Origin of the sequence: Bacillus sp. UNC69MF, assembly GCF_000746035.1 — a bacterium.
GTDB classification, from domain to species: domain Bacteria; phylum Bacillota; class Bacilli; order Bacillales; family Bacillaceae; genus Bacillus; species Bacillus velezensis.
This window is the reverse complement of record NZ_JQKM01000007.1, coordinates 151,228-169,219: the sequence shown is the minus strand read 5'-3', so window position 1 is coordinate 169,219 and position 17,992 is coordinate 151,228. Positions and strand designations below refer to the sequence as shown.

Annotated in this window: 12 protein-coding genes; 4 read left to right on the top strand and 8 right to left on the bottom strand. The window is 48.0% G+C overall.

All coding sequences use genetic code 11. From position 1 onward, the window contains the following. On the bottom strand, nucleotides 1-8,109 hold an 8,109-nt coding region (srfAA, locus tag BR62_RS0107295; protein WP_032870280.1), incomplete at its 3' end, for a surfactin non-ribosomal peptide synthetase SrfAA. 591 nt (nucleotides 8,110-8,700) lie between these two features. Continuing rightward, nucleotides 8,701-9,063 (bottom strand): transcriptional activator HxlR, encoded by a 363-nt coding sequence (locus BR62_RS0107285; RefSeq protein WP_012116770.1) that lies wholly within the window; start codon nucleotides 9,061-9,063, stop codon nucleotides 8,701-8,703. A 231-nt stretch (nucleotides 9,064-9,294) separates the two neighbouring features. Here BR62_RS0107285 and hxlA point away from each other — a divergent pair, with 231 nt between their 5' ends. The 4 genes from hxlA (at nucleotide 9,295) to BR62_RS0107265 (ending at nucleotide 11,699) form a co-directional block, all read left to right on the top strand. Continuing rightward, nucleotides 9,295-9,930, top strand: a complete 636-nt coding sequence (gene hxlA / locus BR62_RS0107280) for a 3-hexulose-6-phosphate synthase (protein ID WP_015239130.1) — start codon at nucleotides 9,295-9,297, stop codon at nucleotides 9,928-9,930. Continuing rightward, nucleotides 9,927-10,484 carry a 6-phospho-3-hexuloisomerase gene (gene hxlB, locus BR62_RS0107275; protein WP_007409354.1) on the top strand — a complete coding sequence of 186 codons (558 nt, stop codon included), beginning with the start codon at nucleotides 9,927-9,929 and terminating at the stop codon, nucleotides 10,482-10,484. The genes hxlA and hxlB overlap by 4 nt, the downstream gene beginning before the upstream one ends. 358 nt (nucleotides 10,485-10,842) lie before the next feature. Then, nucleotides 10,843-11,280 carry a NucA/NucB deoxyribonuclease domain-containing protein gene (locus tag BR62_RS0107270; RefSeq protein ID WP_003156588.1) on the top strand — a complete coding sequence of 146 codons (438 nt, stop codon included), beginning with the start codon at nucleotides 10,843-10,845 and terminating at the stop codon, nucleotides 11,278-11,280. A 20-nt stretch (nucleotides 11,281-11,300) separates the two neighbouring features. Then, the gene (locus BR62_RS0107265) at nucleotides 11,301-11,699 is read left to right on the top strand and encodes a competence protein ComJ (RefSeq protein ID WP_020955304.1); all 399 of its coding nucleotides are present in this window, start codon (nucleotides 11,301-11,303) and stop codon (nucleotides 11,697-11,699) included. Nucleotides 11,700-11,739: 40 nt separating this feature from the next. Here the strand turns inward: BR62_RS0107265 and BR62_RS0107260 are convergent, their stop codons facing one another. From BR62_RS0107260 to BR62_RS0107235, 6 genes are all read right to left on the bottom strand, one after another. After that, nucleotides 11,740-13,176 (bottom strand): glycoside hydrolase family 1 protein, encoded by a 1,437-nt coding sequence (locus tag BR62_RS0107260; protein ID WP_007409356.1) that lies wholly within the window; start codon nucleotides 13,174-13,176, stop codon nucleotides 11,740-11,742. Between the two features lie 103 nt (nucleotides 13,177-13,279). Beyond that, nucleotides 13,280-13,558, bottom strand: coding sequence for a YckD family protein (locus BR62_RS0107255; RefSeq protein ID WP_263612330.1), 279 nt, complete (start codon nucleotides 13,556-13,558; stop codon nucleotides 13,280-13,282). A gap of 116 nt (nucleotides 13,559-13,674) precedes the next feature. Continuing rightward, nucleotides 13,675-14,109 (bottom strand): RDD family protein, encoded by a 435-nt coding sequence (locus tag BR62_RS0107250; RefSeq protein WP_032870277.1) that lies wholly within the window; start codon nucleotides 14,107-14,109, stop codon nucleotides 13,675-13,677. A 14-nt stretch (nucleotides 14,110-14,123) separates the two neighbouring features. Next, nucleotides 14,124-15,260: a zinc-dependent alcohol dehydrogenase gene (locus BR62_RS0107245; RefSeq protein WP_015239125.1), complete on the bottom strand. Its 1,137-nt coding sequence runs from the start codon at nucleotides 15,258-15,260 to the stop codon at nucleotides 14,124-14,126. A gap of 64 nt (nucleotides 15,261-15,324) precedes the next feature. Next, on the bottom strand, nucleotides 15,325-16,527 hold the full coding sequence (locus BR62_RS0107240) for a GTP-binding protein (protein ID WP_032870274.1): 1,203 nt from the start codon (nucleotides 16,525-16,527) through the stop codon (nucleotides 15,325-15,327). Between the two features lie 188 nt (nucleotides 16,528-16,715). Continuing rightward, nucleotides 16,716-17,921: an MFS transporter gene (locus tag BR62_RS0107235; protein ID WP_014416869.1), complete on the bottom strand. Its 1,206-nt coding sequence runs from the start codon at nucleotides 17,919-17,921 to the stop codon at nucleotides 16,716-16,718. Between the last annotated feature and the right edge of the window lie 71 nt (nucleotides 17,922-17,992).

Here is a 17,992-nt window from a genome sequence, read left to right as displayed (position 1 = left end):
GGTCGTTCCTGACGTGTAAATCATATAAGCGAGATGATCCGCCGTTGTTTCCGTCTGCGGGTTCGCTTCATCGTTTTCATCAAGCGGCAGGCTCAAAATGGAGCGGCTGCCGTCAAGCAGGATCGTTTCTCCGTTGTAGCTGTCCGGCACGCCCAGCGCTTCCTGTGTGAGAAGAAGCTTGGCGCCGCTGTCCTGCAGAATGTAGCTGATGCGCTCTTCCGGGTAGTCGGGATCAATCGGCACAAATGCCGCGCCCGCTTTCAGGACGCCGAGTACGCCCGCGGCCATTTCCAAGGACGGTTTCGTCAAAATGCCGACACGTTCGTCAGCCGTGACGCCGCAGTCCATGAGAATGCGCGCGATCCGGTTCGCCCTTGCGTTCAGCTCGCCGTACGTCCATTTCGCGCCGTTGTATGCCGCGGCCGGCCGGTTCGCGTAGCGGGCGGCCGTATCTTCAAAGAGACGGTGAACCGTTTTGTCCCGCGGCACAGAAATTGTTTTTCCCTTCCATGCGTTGAGGAGAGCTTGTTTTTCTGTTTTATTCACCAATGAAAGCCCAGAAAGCTTCGCAGCCGGATTTTCCGCTGCGGCTTCTAACAGTTGAAGCCAGTAATGCTTCCATGTCTCTGCCGTTTCCGGTTTAAACAGCGCGGTGTTATATTCAAGCACAAACGTTAAAGCTTCGTCTGTGTCCTCAGCCGTCATTGTCAGGTCAAACTTGGCTGTTTTTCTGTCAAACGGATGGTGCTTCAGCTCAATTCCTTCCATGACCAGATCTTCCGCATTTGCATTTTGCATTGAGAATACCGCATCAAACAGCGGATTTCTGCTCGTATCACGCTGCACCTCAACCTTTTGCAGAAGGTCTTCAAGCGGATAATCCTGCGCGTCAAATGCATGTAAAGCGGTTTGTTTTACTTCTTTAAGATAGTCCGTGAACGTTTTGTCCGCTTCCGGATACGTACGAAGCGCGAGTGTATTCACAAAAACACCGATGACGTTTGCGAGATCCGCATGTGACCGTCCCGCAACCGGCGAGCCGACAATGATGTCATGCTGTCCGCTCAGTTTTGATAGAAAGGCGCTGTATGTCGCCAGCAGCACCATGTACATGGTAGAATCCGTTTGTTTCGCAAGACTGCGAAGAGCCGACGTCTGTTCCTCAGTCAGAGAAAAGACCAGCTTGTCTCCTTCAAAGGTTTGCACGGCCGGACGGCTGTAATCAGCCGGCAGCGTCAATACCGGAAGCTCGCCGTCAAGCTCCCGAAGCCAATGCTCCTCCTGCTTGCGGTACTGCTCTGATTGAATAAATTTCTGCTGCCATACCGCATAGTCTTTATAATGAATCCGCAGCGGCTCAAGCGTTTCGCCGCCATACAAGCGGGACAGTTCATCTATCAGCACGCCGACTGAAGCGCCGTCCGAAATGATATGGTGCATGTCAAACAGCAGCAGGTGGTCATGTTCAGCCAGCTTGACCAGTCCCGTTCTGACGAGAGGAAGCTGATCCAGGCGGAACGGCCGGATAAAGCTCTGAATAATCCGTTCAGCATCTTCTTCAGAGGCTTCATAATATTCCATGTCGATATCAGCTTCCGTCCATATGCGCTGAACCGTTTCCCCATCCTTTATGTCAAATGTCGTTCTGAAGGCTTCATGGCGTTCTGTCAGCTGTTTCATGACGGATTTCAGCTTTTCTGCATCAAGCTTTCCTTTTAAGCGGAGCACAGACGGCATGTTATAGCTTGTTTCAGCGCCTTCCAGCTGCTGAAGCACGAACATCCGCTTCTGCGGTGAAGAAACCGGATACGTTTCCCGCTCGGCCGCCGGTGCGATGCTCTCAGCCGCCTTCCGCTCAGCCCCTTCAATCAGCTGCGCCAGCCCCGCGGCCGTCGGAGAAGTGAACAGATCCTTTAAGGTAAGCTGCGCGCCGAATGTCTTCTGGATAAGGGCCAGCAGTTTCATCCCCGCTAACGAGTGGCCCCCGATCTCAAAGAACTGGTCATGGACGCCGACCCGCTCCATTTGCAGCACCTCAGCCCAAATATCCGCCAGTTTTTGTTCTGTTTCATTGCGCGGCGCCGTATATGACACGGCATTCGCTGCGGTCACATCCGGCATCGGCAGCGCCCGCCTGTCGATTTTTCCGTTCCCTGTAAGAGGCAGTTCATCCAATTGAATAAAGACGGACGGAATCATATAAGCCGGAAGATCCTTCGCCGTATGCTCCCTGAGCTCCCGGGAAGAGATTTCCCTGAGGCCGACAACATACGCGCAAAGAAGTTTGTCACCCGCGCCCTGATCCACAGCGAGCACAATGCATTCCTGAATCTGGTCATGACTTTGAAGCTGATGCTCAATTTCGCCAAGCTCAATTCGCTGACCGCGGATTTTCACCTGATGGTCGATACGTCCGATAAACTCGATATCGCCATTCGGAAGCCATCTGGCCAAGTCGCCCGTTTTATACATCCGTTCACCTTCCTTAAACGGATGCTTTACAAATTTTTCTTCCGTCAGTTCAGGACGGTTGTAGTAGCCTTCTACGAGACCTTCCCCGCTGACGCACAGCTCTCCCGCGATACCCGCCGGCTGAATGCGTCCGGCTGAGTTCATGATGAAGACTTCCGTATTGCTGACCGGTTTCCCGATCGGAACGGAGAGCGTATCCTCTTCAATGACATCCACCGGATGGTATGTCGCAAACACCGTGCTTTCCGACGGACCGTACATATGAAGCAGTCTTCCTTTTCCGACTGCCGCAAGCGCCTTTTTGACATGTTCTACAGACGCTCTTTCGCCCCCGAACATGATTTTCCGAAGCGTCGTCAGACAGGACGGCTCCATATCAACAAGCAGGTGGAACAGGGCCGTCGTAATCATCAGAATGCTGACGTTCTCCCGTTTGATCACACGGGACAGGCGTGACATATCCAGCACGGTATCTTTCGGGACGATCACAAGCTTTGCACCGTTTAACAGCGAACCGAACATATCAAACATAAAAGCGTCAAAAACGTAGTTTGACAGACCGAGCACTGTGTCCTCTTCAGAAACAGTCAAATAGTTCGTGTTTTTTACCGTCCGCAAAATGTTGGCATGTGTGACGATGTTTCCTTTCGGCGTTCCCGTCGTGCCTGATGTATAAGTGAGATTGGCAATCGTTTTGGAATCAAACGGCAATGCTGGATTGTGAGAGTCCTTTTCATAGCTCGCCTCATCATCAGCAAGCACAATGACGCCTTGAAAACCGGCCTTTTCCGCAAGCGGCTTGAGGCTTTGCTGAGTCAGGAGCACATTCGCCCTGCTGTCGCGGAAGAAATGCTGAATCCGCTGAACCGGATGCTCAGGATCAATCGGCACATAGGCGGACCCCGCTTTTAACACAGCCATAATGGAAACAATCATATCCATTGACCGTTCACACAGAACAGCCGCGGTTTTTCCGCCGCCTCCGACCGAAAGAATATGCCGCGCAAGCATGTTGGCGCGTTCATTCAGCTGCTGATACGACAGGGTTTCCCCTTCGAACTGTAGAGCCGTCCGGTCAGGGTTCTTTCGGACTTGTTCTTCAAAGATCTGCACGATCGTTTGATCTTTCGGGTATACCGTGCGTTCCGGGTTGAACCGCTGTAACTGATTCAAAGCCTCCCGTTCAGAAAGCAGATCATATTCGCTGATTTTCGCATCCGGCTGAGCTGCCGCGCTCTCCAGCAGACGGACATAGTGCGCAAGCATGCGATCCGCAGTTGAGCGCTTAAACAGCTTCGTGCAATAATCCAAATCAAGCGCAATGCCTTCCGCTGTTTCCCGAGCCTGCATGGTCAGGTCGAATTTGGCGATATTGAAGTTTGTTTCATGAAGAGACAGCGTCAGATTACCGATCTCCGCAATTCCGTCCGAAGCATTTTGCAGACTGAACATCGTGTCAAATATCGGATGCCTGCTCATGTCCCGGGGCACGTTCAGTTCCTCGGTCAGCCACTCAAACGGATAATCCTGATGAGAAAACGCATCCAGCACCTGCTTGCGCACATGACCTAACAAGCCGGCAAATGTCTGATCCTGCTTCACGGAGCTTCGCAGCGCAAGAGTGTTGACAAACATCCCGATAAGCCCCTCGGTATCGGAGTGATTTCTTCCCGCTGACGGTGTTCCCACGATGATGTCTTCCTGTCCCGAATACTTAGAAAGCAGCGTATAGTATGCTGATAACAGCACCATGTAAAGGGTGGCTCCGTTTTTCTCGGCAAGCTTCTGCAGCCGTTCCCGCAGCATTTTCGGCAGCTTGGCGGACACGCGGTCACCTTCAAAGCTTTGCACTTGCGGCCGCGGATAATCAGGGAGCAGCTGAAGCACCGGCAGTTCGCCGCTGAAGACTTCTTTCCAGTACGCCCGCTCCTTTTTGTAGCCTTCTTTCGCCCGTTCCGCCTGCCATACGGCATAATCTTTATATTGAATGCGCAATTCAGGCAGCTGATTTCCGCCGTAGATGTCAGCCAGTTCCTTCAGCATGATGGAAATAGACACCCCGTCAGAAATCAGGTGATGCATATCAAACAGCAGCAGATGGTGATTGTGACCGAGCGTTTGCAGGCCGATTCTGAACAGCGGCGCCTCTGATAAATCAAAACGGCGCACAAAGTCCTTCATGACCTGTTCATTCGTTCTTCCGCGCGCTTCGATCATTTCAATATGAAACGGAACATGCTCGCCAATCACTTGTCTCGGCGTGCCGTCCTCTGATTGAAACGATGTTCTGAGCGCTTCATGCCTGCTGATTAAGGCAGAAAATGCACGCTCAAGCTTTTCACGGTCTAAAGCGCCCTCAATCATGGCCGCAGCCGGCATGTTATATCCGACTCCCGCGTCTTCAAATTGGCTTGCGATATAAGTCCGCTGCTGAGCGAGCGAAAGCGGATAGCTCGCCTGCTTCTCAGCCGGCTCAATTGCACTGAATGCCGGTCCTTCGTTTCGGTTTTCCGCATAATCGGCAAGCGCCGCAATCGTCGGATGCTCAAACAAGTATTGCAGCGGAATTTCAACGCCCATTTGCTTATGAATTTTCGTCAGAAGCGTCATTGCCTTTAATGAATGACCGCCTGACTCGAAGAAATGATCATAAATGCCCGCCTTGTCCATTCCGAGAACTTCCTGCCAGATGACGGCAAGTGTTTCCTCCGTTTCATTTCTTGGCGCGGCATATTCAGATGAGCTGACAGCCTGCACATCAAGCGCAAACAGCTTTTTGCGGTCCGCCTTCCCGCTCGGCGTGAGCGGAATTTCGTCCGTTTTTGTAAAGTAAGCGGGCACCATGTAATCAGGAAGGTGCTTGGACACATACTCCCTGTACTCGGCAGGGTGAAATTCGGTTCCTTTTTCCTGAACGATATATGCGCAGACATCTAAGCTGCCCTGCTGATCCGGCCGTGCCAGCACGACGGCCTGCGCCGCGCCCGGGGCTTTTCTGAGCACCGTTTCAATTTCTCCCAGCTCAATGCGGTAGCCGCGGACTTTCACCTGATCATCTTCACGGCCGATATATTCGATCGTCCCGTCCGGCAGCCAGCGCGCCATATCACCCGTGCGGTACATGCGGCCGCTTCCGTTAAACGGGTCCTGCAAAAACTTCTCTGCGGTCAAATCCGGAAGATTTAAATAGCCGCGGCCTACACCGTCACCCGCGATATACAGCTCACCGGCCGTGCCGTCGGGCTGAAGCCGCTGGTGCTTATCCAATATATACAGACGGGCGTTGCCGAGCGGTTTTCCGATCGGAACGTACGCCGCCTGTTGATTCATTCCGTTATCCGCTGACATCTGATGCACGGACGCATCTACGCACGTTTCTGTCGGCCCGTAGACATTCGTCAGACGCGGCGTCCTGCCCGATTGATGAAAGAGCGTCATCAGCTGTTCAGCAACAGCGGCGGACAGACCCTCTCCCCCAATGAGCATGTGGCGCAATTCAATTCCGCTGACATCTCCCGCCGCAACCATCATCTGCAGATGCGCAGGAGTTCCGTCAGTGGCTTCAATCCGGTTTTGACGATAATAGTCCAGCAGTGCCGAGCCATTCGTTACAGTCGTTTTCGGCACGATATAAAGCGTCTGTCCCAAAAGAAGCGAGGCAAAAATCTGTTTGACGGACGCATCAAAATGAAACGGAGCCAAAAGCGCCATTCTTAATGTCTGCTCACCGCATTGATAAATCTCCTGCTGCAGTGATTGCACCAGATGATGAACTTGCCGGTGCTCAATCATCACGCCTTTCGGCCGCCCCGTTGTACCTGACGTGTAGATGATGTAAGCCAGCCGGTCTGATTGTGTGCTGACACCGTCCGCAGCCGTCTCATACTGAACAGCCTCGTCAAAATCAATCCGTTCGGCATCCGTTGCAGGCGCCTGTATTCCGGCCTCCGTCAGAACAGCCTTCGCTCCGCTGTCCTCCAAAATGTACTGAATCCGATCCGCCGGAAAGTCAGGATCTATCGGCACATAGGCGCCGCCCGCTTTCAAAATTCCTAATATTGCCGCAATGACACGCTCAGAACGGCCAAGCAGCACCGCGACAGGAGAATCGGCTGATATCCCGGCTTGAAGAAGGCGTCCGGCGATACGGCCTGACTGTTCATGCAATGTGCGATAGGACAATGTTCGGCCTTCATACACAACCGCGGGTTTGTCAGACAGTGACTTCACTTTCTCTTCAAACAGCCCCGGTATCGTCATCTCTCCGCGGTAATTCACCGGATTGCCGGAGGCCCGTTTCAGCAGCCGCTCTTTCTCGGATTCAGAAAGAAGAGTAAGTTCATCAATTATGCGATCAGGAGATGAAATCGCATCTTCAATCAGCGTGATCAAACGTTCAGAAACAGATTCAATCTCTTCCCCCTTGAAAATGTCGCTGCGATAGTCAAAATCAATCGTCAATTTCCCGGTGTCCCATCGTTCCTTCACATGAATTGAAATATCATTTGTACCGCTTCCGCTGAAAATAGGGTCTGTCAGGAAGGACAGATTCTCTTTTTTCTGCCACTGCATCACCTGGTACTCCAGAGCCACCGTAAACAATCTGCTCAGCGAACTTTTCGAAGCGCGCAAATCATTGACAAGCAGGTTATACGGATACTTTTGGTGGCGGAGAATTTTCATCAGATCCTTCATCCGGCCTTTAACGAATTCCAAGAACGACTGTCCTCCGTCAACACTTGTCCGCACAGGCACCGTAGATACGAACATCCCGAGCATCTGCTTTTCTTTCGCATTCGTCCGGTTTCCCATAAACGTACCCGTGACAACGTCATCCCGGCCGGTCACTTTGTAGAGATAAGTGATCAGAGCTGACTGGAACAGAGATAGTACGCTGACTTTATGCTCCTCGCAGAATGAATGAATGCGGCCATATAAGTCGTGAGGAATTTCTTGAGAAAACCGTTTCGCATCAAGACCCGCATCTGCCTGGCTCCGTTTCAGGGACACAAGCTCCGGCACGGTCTCAAACTGCCCGTTCCAAAAATCCCGATCCTTTTTAAACCGCTTCGACTGCACATATTCCTGCTCTGTCAGCACGTGCTCGATAAAAGAAGGAATCTCCGTCTGTTCCTCACTTGTCCCGCCTGAAAGCTCCAAATAAATATCAGTAATCGCATTGCCCAGAATCGTCATGGAAATCCCGTCTGAAATAATGTGATGCACATTAGCGTAAAACCAGACCTCATTTTCACTGATCGTGTGCACGGAAAAACGGAATAAATCCTGATCATATAACGCCAGAGGCTTGCCAGCTTCTTCACGCCCCCATTTTGACAGCTCGTCCGCAGAGCAGCCGGCTTGCCTGATATCTGTGTGCCCGATAGAGAGCGGACGGTATTCGCTCACATATTGAACGGGCTCCCCCTCATCATCAAGCCGCAGACGGATTCTCATCGATTCATACCGCCGGACGAATTCCTGTATCGCTTTCTCAACGTAATGAGCCTGTACGCCGTCTTCAGAAATGAGTTTCCCGAACCCAGCAAGATTTGAAATACTTGTGTTCGGATAGAATTTTTCTGTATACCAGATACGTTTTTGAGCATTTGTTAAAGGATAAAAAGTTATTTCCATATGTGTGCGCCTCCCCTTTTTAAGATAAAGATGTCAATTCTCCCTTAGAAACAGCCTCCCTCTATGTCCCTAACTCATTCTCAAGCCAAAAGAACCACTTACCTCTAAAAACGATCCCGATTCAATCACCGCCGAAATCCGTCATCCGTTCACCCGCGCAGTCCGAAATGCGGCATCAAATTTATGAGAAATCAAGACAAAAAGCCATTGATTGTAAGCACGAAAGGTTTACCTATTTCTGCATGTATTTCTATATATCTACTTACGTTCACTTTATATGAAAATATTGTTTTTATCACCGAAAAATGGGTGAAAAGTTTCATGCGGCACACCGAAAAAAATTCCGACAAATCCAGAGGGTATTTTGCGGCATCCCGCAATTTATTTTCAAAAATATTATTTACGTAAAATTAAAAATCTTTAAACTATAATGAAAACCTGTCGAATATCCAGTTATGGCAGAATGAAAAAAATTTACGTACGTAAGCTGACCCGGAAAAAACAGCGCAAGAACCGAAACAGACGGTCCGAATGTTCGCAATATGATTTCATTAAACCGCAAAAAAAGCACTCTATTTTACATAGAGCACTTCAAAAAGATTCCTTTATTGCAGTTTTATCAATGTTGATTAATTCCATATAATCTTTTCCCCACTTATACATGGCGTCCAGAATCGGCATAAGGCTTTCTCCTTGCGCCGTTAAAGAATACTCCACTTTCGGAGGGACGACAGGGTAAACTTCCCTGTGAACGATCAGATCCTGCTCCAGCTCCCTGAGCTGATTCACAAGAATTTTGTGCGTAATATCCGGAATTAAAGCTTTCAGCTCATTAAACCGCTTCGTCCCTTCTTTTCCCAAGTGCCACATAATCAGCATTTTCCACTTCCCGCCTATCACGGCAAGCGTCAATTCCTTTTCGCAATTAAACGTTTTCTTATCCATTCGGCTCACGGGCCATTCTCCTTCCTCTTACTTTTTGTACGGTCATCATCTATTCATACACGCTTACTTTTTCACACAACTTTCATCAGTTTATACTACCACGCAGTTTTGCTGAAACAAAGCGCATTGCCTGCGGGGACAGTATCCTCAAAGTAACTATTAGACTTCAAAGTGCGTACTTCTCAACATGCGGGGCACTCTATAGAATGAAAATACATAAAAAAGAGGAGTGGATATAAAGTGGAATTACAGCTGGCATTAGACTTAGTGAATATCCCGGAAGCAATTGAACTTGTGAAAGAGGTCGAACCATATATAGATGTTGTAGAAATCGGCACTCCCGTTGTCATTAATGAAGGACTGAAAGCCGTGCAGGAAATGAAAACAGCCTTTCCTCACTTGAAAGTGCTTGCCGATCTTAAAATCATGGATGCAGGCGGTTACGAGATTATGAAAGCGGCAGAAGCGGGAGCCGACATCATCACCGTTTTAGGAGCGACAGACGACTCAACAATCAAAGGGGCGGTTGCCGAAGCAAAAAAACAGCAGAAAAAAATTCTCGTCGACATGATTAACGTAAAAAACCTTGAAACACGGGCAAAAGAAATTGACCAGCTCGGTGTTGATTATATTTGTGTTCACACAGGTTATGATCTTCAAGCAGAAGGAAAAAATTCATTCGAGGAACTGACGGCGATTAAAAAAGCGGTCAAGAGCGCTAAAACCGCAATTGCCGGAGGCATTAAACTTGATACGCTTCCTGAAGCCATCAAACAAAACCCAGATTTAATCATTGTCGGCGGAGGCATTACGGGAGCTGACAATAAAGCGGATGCTGCTGCTAAAATGAAACAGCTGATCACACAAGGATCATGAAAACGACTGAATACTTACATGAAATACTAAATGAAATATCCCGCACCGCAGCATTAATATCCGACAGTGAAGCTGACAAGCTTGCGGATCAGATTTTATCGGCAGATCAAATCTTCACGTCCGGAGCGGGACGTTCCGGCTTTATGGCTAAAGCGTTCGCCATGAGGATGATGCACATCGGTCTGAACGCTTACATCGTCGGTGAGACGCTTACCCCTCCCCTCCAAGAAGGCGGTCTCGTCATCATCGGCTCAGGCTCAGGCGAAACAAAAAGTCTGCTTCATACGGCTGAAAAAGCCAAAAGCCTTAACGGCATCATCACTGCATTAACGATTAACCCCGACTCAAGTCTCGGCAAACTTGCGGATCTTACAATAACGATTCCCGGCTCTCCTAAGGAAGAGACCGGCGGAGACAGAAAGACGATTCAGCCGATGGGTTCTTTATTCGAACAAACTCTTCTGCTGTTTTACGATGCGGTTATTCTAAAAATCATGGAGAAAAAAGAATTGAATTCAGCAGACATGTTTACAAAGCATGCGAATCTGGAATGATTTGCTGACGGCCTTCTTATCAGATGGCCGTCTTTTTATCGTCCTGTTGCGCACGGTGACAAGACGGCCAAGTTTTTCGGGTCGGACACTCGCAGACAAAGATATCCTGCGGTGAGCTTATCGCTATAATAATTCAATTGACGATACACCCGCAACTATTCATTTCTGAATAGGGAAACGGCAAAAAACACTTTCTGATCGAATTTTTAATGAATAAAGTTGATTTGTGCGGATGGTTTTACAGATATTCAGCTGAATTGCGGCTGAGAAATATATTTTAACAGCTTTACAGCCGGCCGATTCTGCTTTATTCTTGGACCAGCTTTACAGCAATTAAAACTGGAGGTGATTGATACTCTTGAAAACATTAAAAGCACTGCTGCTTGTTCTTATCATCATTGCCGGAGCAGTCGCGGCCCTGATCAAGGGTGATCTTTTCTCAGATAACGAGCAGACCGTTCAGAAGAGTGATTACGACAAAGTAATCTTATTTCCGTCCGATCGATATCCGGAAACAGCAAAGCATATTAAGGACGCGATAAAAGAAGGACATTCCAGCATATGCACCATTGACAGAGACGGAGTACATAAGCGGCGTGAGCAATCTCTTAAACATGTGCCCGTCAAAACGGGATACGATAGGGATGAATGGCCGATGGCGGTTTGTAAACAGGGCGGAAATAATGCCTCCGTAGAATATATTTCTCCGGCAGACAACCGCGGAGCCGGCTCTTGGGTCGGACACCAGCTTACCAATGATCCCGACGGAACGAGAGTATTATTTAAAATCAAGTAAAAAACAGGAGGAACAGCGCATTGAATAAATCATGGAAACCGCAAGAACTGGCCATTTCTTATCATCAATTTACAATCTTCCAAAAAGATTCAGAACCGCCTGTTATCGATTGGACCGATGAAGCCATTGAAAAAGGATATGCGGAAGCTGACGGAGCTGTTTCATTTGAGGCAAGGAGAAATACGAGGGCATTTATCGTCCTCAGGCTTAACACAAGTGAACCGGTACCATCCTATGAGAAAAAAGCGACTGTTCCCTTTGAGGCTGTAAAAGATGGAATTGAGATTGAAAGCGTGATGTCAAAGCGGCTTTTCTTTCATATTCCGAAAGGCCGATACAGCCTTACCTGTTATTCAGTGCCTGCCGAAATATCCGATCTTCATGCGGATACGTATATTATTGATGCAGCCGCAATGTAAAAGAAAGCCCTGAGAGAATCTTATTTCTCTCAGGGAACTTTTATAAACTTTTACCGTTTGTTTCAATTACATTCTGGTACCAATAAAAACTTTTTTTCCTGATCCGTTTCAAATCCTTTTCATCTTCTTCATCTCGATTGATATAGACAAAACCGTAGCGTTTTTGATAGCCGTTCAGCCAGCTTAACAGATCCGTGAATGACCAGCTGCAGTAGCCGATGAGATGAACTCCGTCACTAATGGCCTCTCTGCACTGTTCAAGATGGGAGCGTAAATAGTCAATTCTGTAATCATCCTGAATTGAGCCGTCTTCTTCTATTTTATCGAATTCCCCCAGCCCGTTTTCTGTTATAAAAACCGGCAGCTCATAGCGGCTCGTTATACGCCGGAGGCCGATGCGCAGACCTATCGGGTCAATCGTCCAATCCCAATTACTCGTCACGAGGTTAGGATTCTTTTTCGTTTTAAACAGCCCCGGTATACCAGTATCCTGGTTTGTCCCTTTCTGACCAGTCGTGTTCATTTTCCCCTCCGATACACCGTCAAGAGGATTTCTTTCGTACGTAATCGTCTGATAATAATTAACACCGATAAAATCCGGCTTGCCTTTTGCAAGCAATTCCATATCCCCGGCTTCAATGGCGGGCGCCCAGCCCTTTTCCTTTAAATAATTGAAAGGAATTTGCGGATAAGTCCCCCGGCAATACATATCAAGCCACCAATGATTCATAAATTCCTCTGCGTTTTCAAATGCAGTTATGTCTTCAGGATGACTTGTAAGCGGATAAGCCGGTGAATAAGCGAAGCTCGGGCCGATCATGCCGCCAGGAACATATTGTCTGAAGGATTCAATCGCTTTGGCATTAGCTAAAAATGCGATATGATTGGCTTCATAAAATCGTTTTCTGTCCTTTACGCCGGGCGGATGTGCAGCTGTAATAAACCCGTTATGAAAATTATAATTCTGCTCATTTAACGTGACCCAGTATTTCACCTTGCCGGCAAATCTTTTGTATAACGCAATGCAGTAATTATTAAAATCATCAATAATTTTTCTTGATTCAAAGCCGCCGTATTCATCCATCAGCGCCTGAGGCAAGTCCCAATGATAAAGAGTCAGCACCGGCTCAATATCGTTAGAAATCAATTCATCGATCAGGTCTTCGTAAAATGCGATCCCTGATTCGTTGATTTCCCCTCTGCCATTCGGAAAAATTCTCGGCCAGCTGACAGAAAAGCGGTAAGCTTTCAAACCCATTTCTGCCATCAAGGCGATATCTTCTTTATAACGCTCATAATGGCCGACTGCTGTATCGCCATTTGAGCCTTTAAACGTTTTACCCGGTATTTTCGTGAATAAGTCCCATACTGAAGGTCCTTTACCGTCTTTATTCCAGGCTCCTTCAACCTGATAGGCAGCCGAGGCTGACCCCCATAGAAATGTATCAGGGAACAGGCCCTGTTTTTTATGTATCATGTGTCTCATCCTCCTGATGCGTATGATATTGATATCATACGTTATGAAACGCGTTTCAGAGCAATCCCGATAAAAACAAAAAAGCATCCGGCTTGCCGGATGCTTAAGAATGATGATGCCGCTTTTCCAATTTATGAGGCGGAGGCTTCGGGACAAACCCATTTTGTTTCATCATGTTAAAGCGCCTGTCCATATGCTGTTTAATATGTTCTGCTTTTTCTTTCGGCAGGACCCCGTACTCAACATATTTGGATATGACATGTTTTCGTTTTTCGAGCACTTCTTTTTCAAGTGATTCAATTTCTTTTTTCTGCTGTTCCGTGAGTGACATGGTTGAAGGCATTTTTGTTCCGGCGGCGTGTGCCGGCATTGTGAAAACCATTGTTGTAATGAAAAACGCAGCTAAAGACAATGCAGCTTTTTTCATGACTCTTTCCTCCTTTAACGTTTGTTATATGTTGCTCCCTCATCCATTTTTTATGCAAAAAAAGAGCGAAATTATTCGCTCTTTTCAATCGATTCGTCCGGCAGCGCGTATGTGACATACGTTCCCGCTACAAAATCGTGGATTGACCGTCTGTCTTCTCTCATTCCGACCATGAATACGCTCACGATCACGCCGATTCCAAACGTCACCCCATATATCAGGCCGCCCACAAGCACTCTCAAAATCATAGTGAGAAAGCCTACCTGAGTGCCGTCTTTTTTGACGATGCGGATACCGCAGATCTTTTTGCCGATAACATAACCGTTCCAGTATACAGGGAGCAAAATAGCATAAAGAGTCAAAATGATGCTGATCATTGTGCTCTCATTCGGATCTTTTCCTGTTGCCAGCATAAAAATAATCGCCAAAGGCACTGAAGTAATTAAATAGTCGAGTACCACGGCTCCCAATCTGATCCAAAATCCCGCCGGTCTGTAAATATTCATCGTGTTTCTCCTCGCTATGGCTTTAAAATCACTTTAATGTTGCCATCTTCTTTTTTGTCAAATATATCATATGCAGCAGGAGCTTCCGCAAGACTCATTTTGTGTGTAATGATATCCGTCGGATCAATTTCATTTTGTTCGATCATTTGATACAGCATCGGCATCAGATGAATAACGGGTGCCTGGCCCATTTTCAAAGAAACGTTGCGTGTGAAAAAATCACCGAGCGGAAAGCCGTCCGCTTCAGTAATGTATGCGCCCGTGAGCTGCACGGTTCCGAACTTTTTAACGGCTTCTGATGCTGTAAGAATCGGACTGATCGTTCCGAACTGATTCGGTTTTTGCTCTGCTTTTTCTTTTGAAAGCGGCGTGCCGTCCATTCCGACACAATCAATCACTACATCCGCGCCCCCTGACGTTTGTTCATGCAGCAGTTTCCCGATCTCATCATGTTCTGAAAAATTGAAGGTCTCTGCTCCGTTTATGCGTCTCGCATGTTCAAGGCGGTGCGGGACTTGATCAACTGCGATAACCCGTTTAGCTCCTTTTTTCCACGCGAATTTTTGCGCCATTAAGCCGATCGGACCTGATCCCAGAATCACGACTGTATCTCCTTTTTTCACTCCGCTGTGCTGGACGCTCCAAAAGGCGGTCGGCATGACATCTGACAGAAACAGCACCTGCTCATCTTCAAGCTCACTGTCTGCCGGAACCAGAAAAGAAGAGAAATCAGCATAAGGAACACGTAAATATTCAGCCTGCCCGCCGGGATAATTACCGTTAAACTCCGAAAAACCGAATAAGCCGCCGGCATCTGTATGAGGATTTGGATTAGATTCATCACACTGGCTTTCCATCTGGTGCTTGCAATAATGACATTCTCCGCAGCCGATGTTAAAAGGAATCACGACCCGGTCGCCTTTTTTCAGCTTTTTGACTTGACTGCCCGTTTCTTCAACGATTCCCATCGGCTCATGCCCGACGATATAACCCGGATCGGCGGGTATTCCGTTTTTATATAAATGAAGGTCTGAACCGCATATCCCGGTTGCGGTGATTCGAACGATGACATCTCTCTCATCTTGAATGGCGGGTGCCGGGACTTCTTTCACTTCCATATGTTCTTTTCCTTGGTATGTCAGTGCTTTCACACTTGGTCAGCTCCTTTTTCATCACTCCTTCCCTTTTCACCTGCTTCTAAACTTGGCCGGTATGTTATTCGGCCCGCTGAATATCCCATTGAAAAGGATCTTCAAGCTGCGACCAATCGGAATCAAACTCAGACGGCGTGAGCAGGCACTGATCCAATTCCTTTGTAATGGCTGCTTCATCTAAATCTGTTCCGATAAACACCAGGTTCGTATGGCGATCTCCGAATTGGTCGTCCCAATCTTCCAGAATCTCCGGTTCCTGCTGTTTGATCTGCTCCTGCTCAAGTTTCGGCATTGCCGCCACCCAATAAGAAACAGGCTCAATCGAAACCGCCGGACCCGCCTGAGACATCAGCAGCGCAAGGCTGTTGCGGGTTGCACACCAAGCAATTCCTTTTGCGCGCACAATGCTGTCAGGCATTGATTGATGCAGCCAGCTGTCAAAACGAGCGGTATGAAACGGCAGACGCCGCGAGTACACAAACGAAGTGATGCCGTACTCTTCCGTTTCGGGAGTGTGCTCTTCATGACCTGCCGTCAGTTCCTTTATCCATCCTGCTGATGAACTCGCTTCCTCAAACTCAAATAAACCGGTATTCAATATGTATTCGGCGGGCACTTCTCCGCGGACGGACCGGATCAGTCTGGCGCGGGGCTGTAATGCGCGAAGGACCGTTTCCAGCTGTTCAAGCTCTTTTTCGCCCACCATGTCGCATTTATTTAAAATGAGTACATCACAAAACTCGATTTGGTCAATTAATAAATCGGCAATCACCCGCTCATCCTCTTCTCCTACCGCTTCCTTCCGGTCAAGAAGGCTGTCACCGGACTGGAAATCATGCCAGAAGCGGTTTGCATCCACCACGGTCACCATTGTGTCCAGCCTGCAGAATGTTGTCAGATCAATGCCCATTTCTTCATCTATATAAGAAAATGTCTGGGCAACGGGAATCGGTTCGCTGATCCCTGTTGATTCAATCACAATATAATCAAATCTGCCGTCTTTCGCGAGTTTCTCAACTTCGACTAATAAATCTTCACGCAGCGTGCAGCAGATACAGCCGTTGGATAATTCTACGAGTTTCTCATCCGTCCTTGACAAGCCGCCTCCCTGCTTCACCAAGCCCGCGTCTATATTTACTTCGCTCATGTCATTGACGATGACGGCAATTTTTAAACCGTTGCGGTTTTGTAAAATATGATTCAAAACGGTCGTCTTTCCGGCACCAAGATAGCCGCTCAATACTGTAACCGGAATTTTTTTCATAAAATAGCCCCCTGACAAAATAGAATGATTACGATTTATACCCCGCACCTGCCTTATTATCACCATGATGTACATTATTATAAATCGTAATCGTTACTATTTATTCTGATGTATTCTCCGTTTAAAATCAAGTGAAAAATAATCAATCATAAAAAAGACACGCTGTCATACGTGTCTTCCGCCCAAACTTAAACATCCGCAGGACTGTTTTCAGTGCCATAGCTTTTTCTCCAAAAATAGCCTGCGGCCAGAACAAGCACAAATGCGAGCAATGCGATACATGAAAAAGAGATAAAACCGATCGCATAAGTTCCCGTCATCTGCTTCAATGATCCTAAAATATTCGGAAGGAAAAAACCCCCTATGCCGCCGGCTGCTCCGACGATTCCCGTCACCATTCCGATTTCTTTTGCAAAGTGCTGAGGGACAAGCTGAAATACCGCTCCGTTGCCCATACCGAGCGCCATCATTCCGATAAACAGCAGAACGATCACCGTTGAAAGCGGAGGCAGGCTGCTGACTCCCGCCATACACAGAGCCGCGATGACAAACAGTACAGCCAGAACTTTCGCACCTCCCGCACGGTCTGAAATCCAGCCTCCTGCAGGGCGAAAAAAACTGCCCGCTGCGACACATATTGTGACGAAATCACCGGCATGGATTTTTGACAATTGATATTGATCAACGAAAAAAATCGCCAAAAAACTTGATAATCCCACAAAACCTCCGAAAGTGACGCCGTACAGAAGACAGAAACACCATGTTTCCTTCTGCCTGAACACGTGAAGGTAGTTTTTAAGCGGCTGCGGTGCGGGCTGTGCAGGAGAGTCCTTCGCCATGACGATAAACAGTATAAAAACGATCATCAACGGAAGAAGCGCAATTCCCATTACACTGTGCCACCCAAACTGTTCCGCAAGGCGGGGACCGAACAATGTCGCAAACAAAGTGCCGCTGTTGCCGGCACCTGCTATCCCCATCGCAAGCCCCTGCAAGTGAGGCGGATACCACCGGCTCGCCATCGGAAGCGCAACAGCAAAACTTGCGCCCGCTACGCCCAGCAGAATGCCGATCGCATACAGCTCAGTCAAAGAACGGCCGCCGAATGCCCCCCAAAGCAGCGGGATCATCGTGATCAGCATCCCGATCACGGCTGTTTTCTTCGGCCCGATCCTGTCCGTTAACACACCTAAAATGATCCGAAACACAGATCCTGATAAGATCGGCAGAGCCACGACAAACCCTTTTTCAAAAGAAGATAACCCGAAATCCTGAGAAATATAAACGCCGAGCGCCCCCAGCATTACCCAAATCATAAAACTCACATCAAAATATAAGAAGGAACAGAGCAGAGTGAGCGGATGACCGCTTGTTTTTAATTCCGACAGCTTCATAACATTCTCCTTTCCGGTCTTCTATCATTTCAAATTGCTGAATCAAGAATATATGACCGGCATTCACCGGA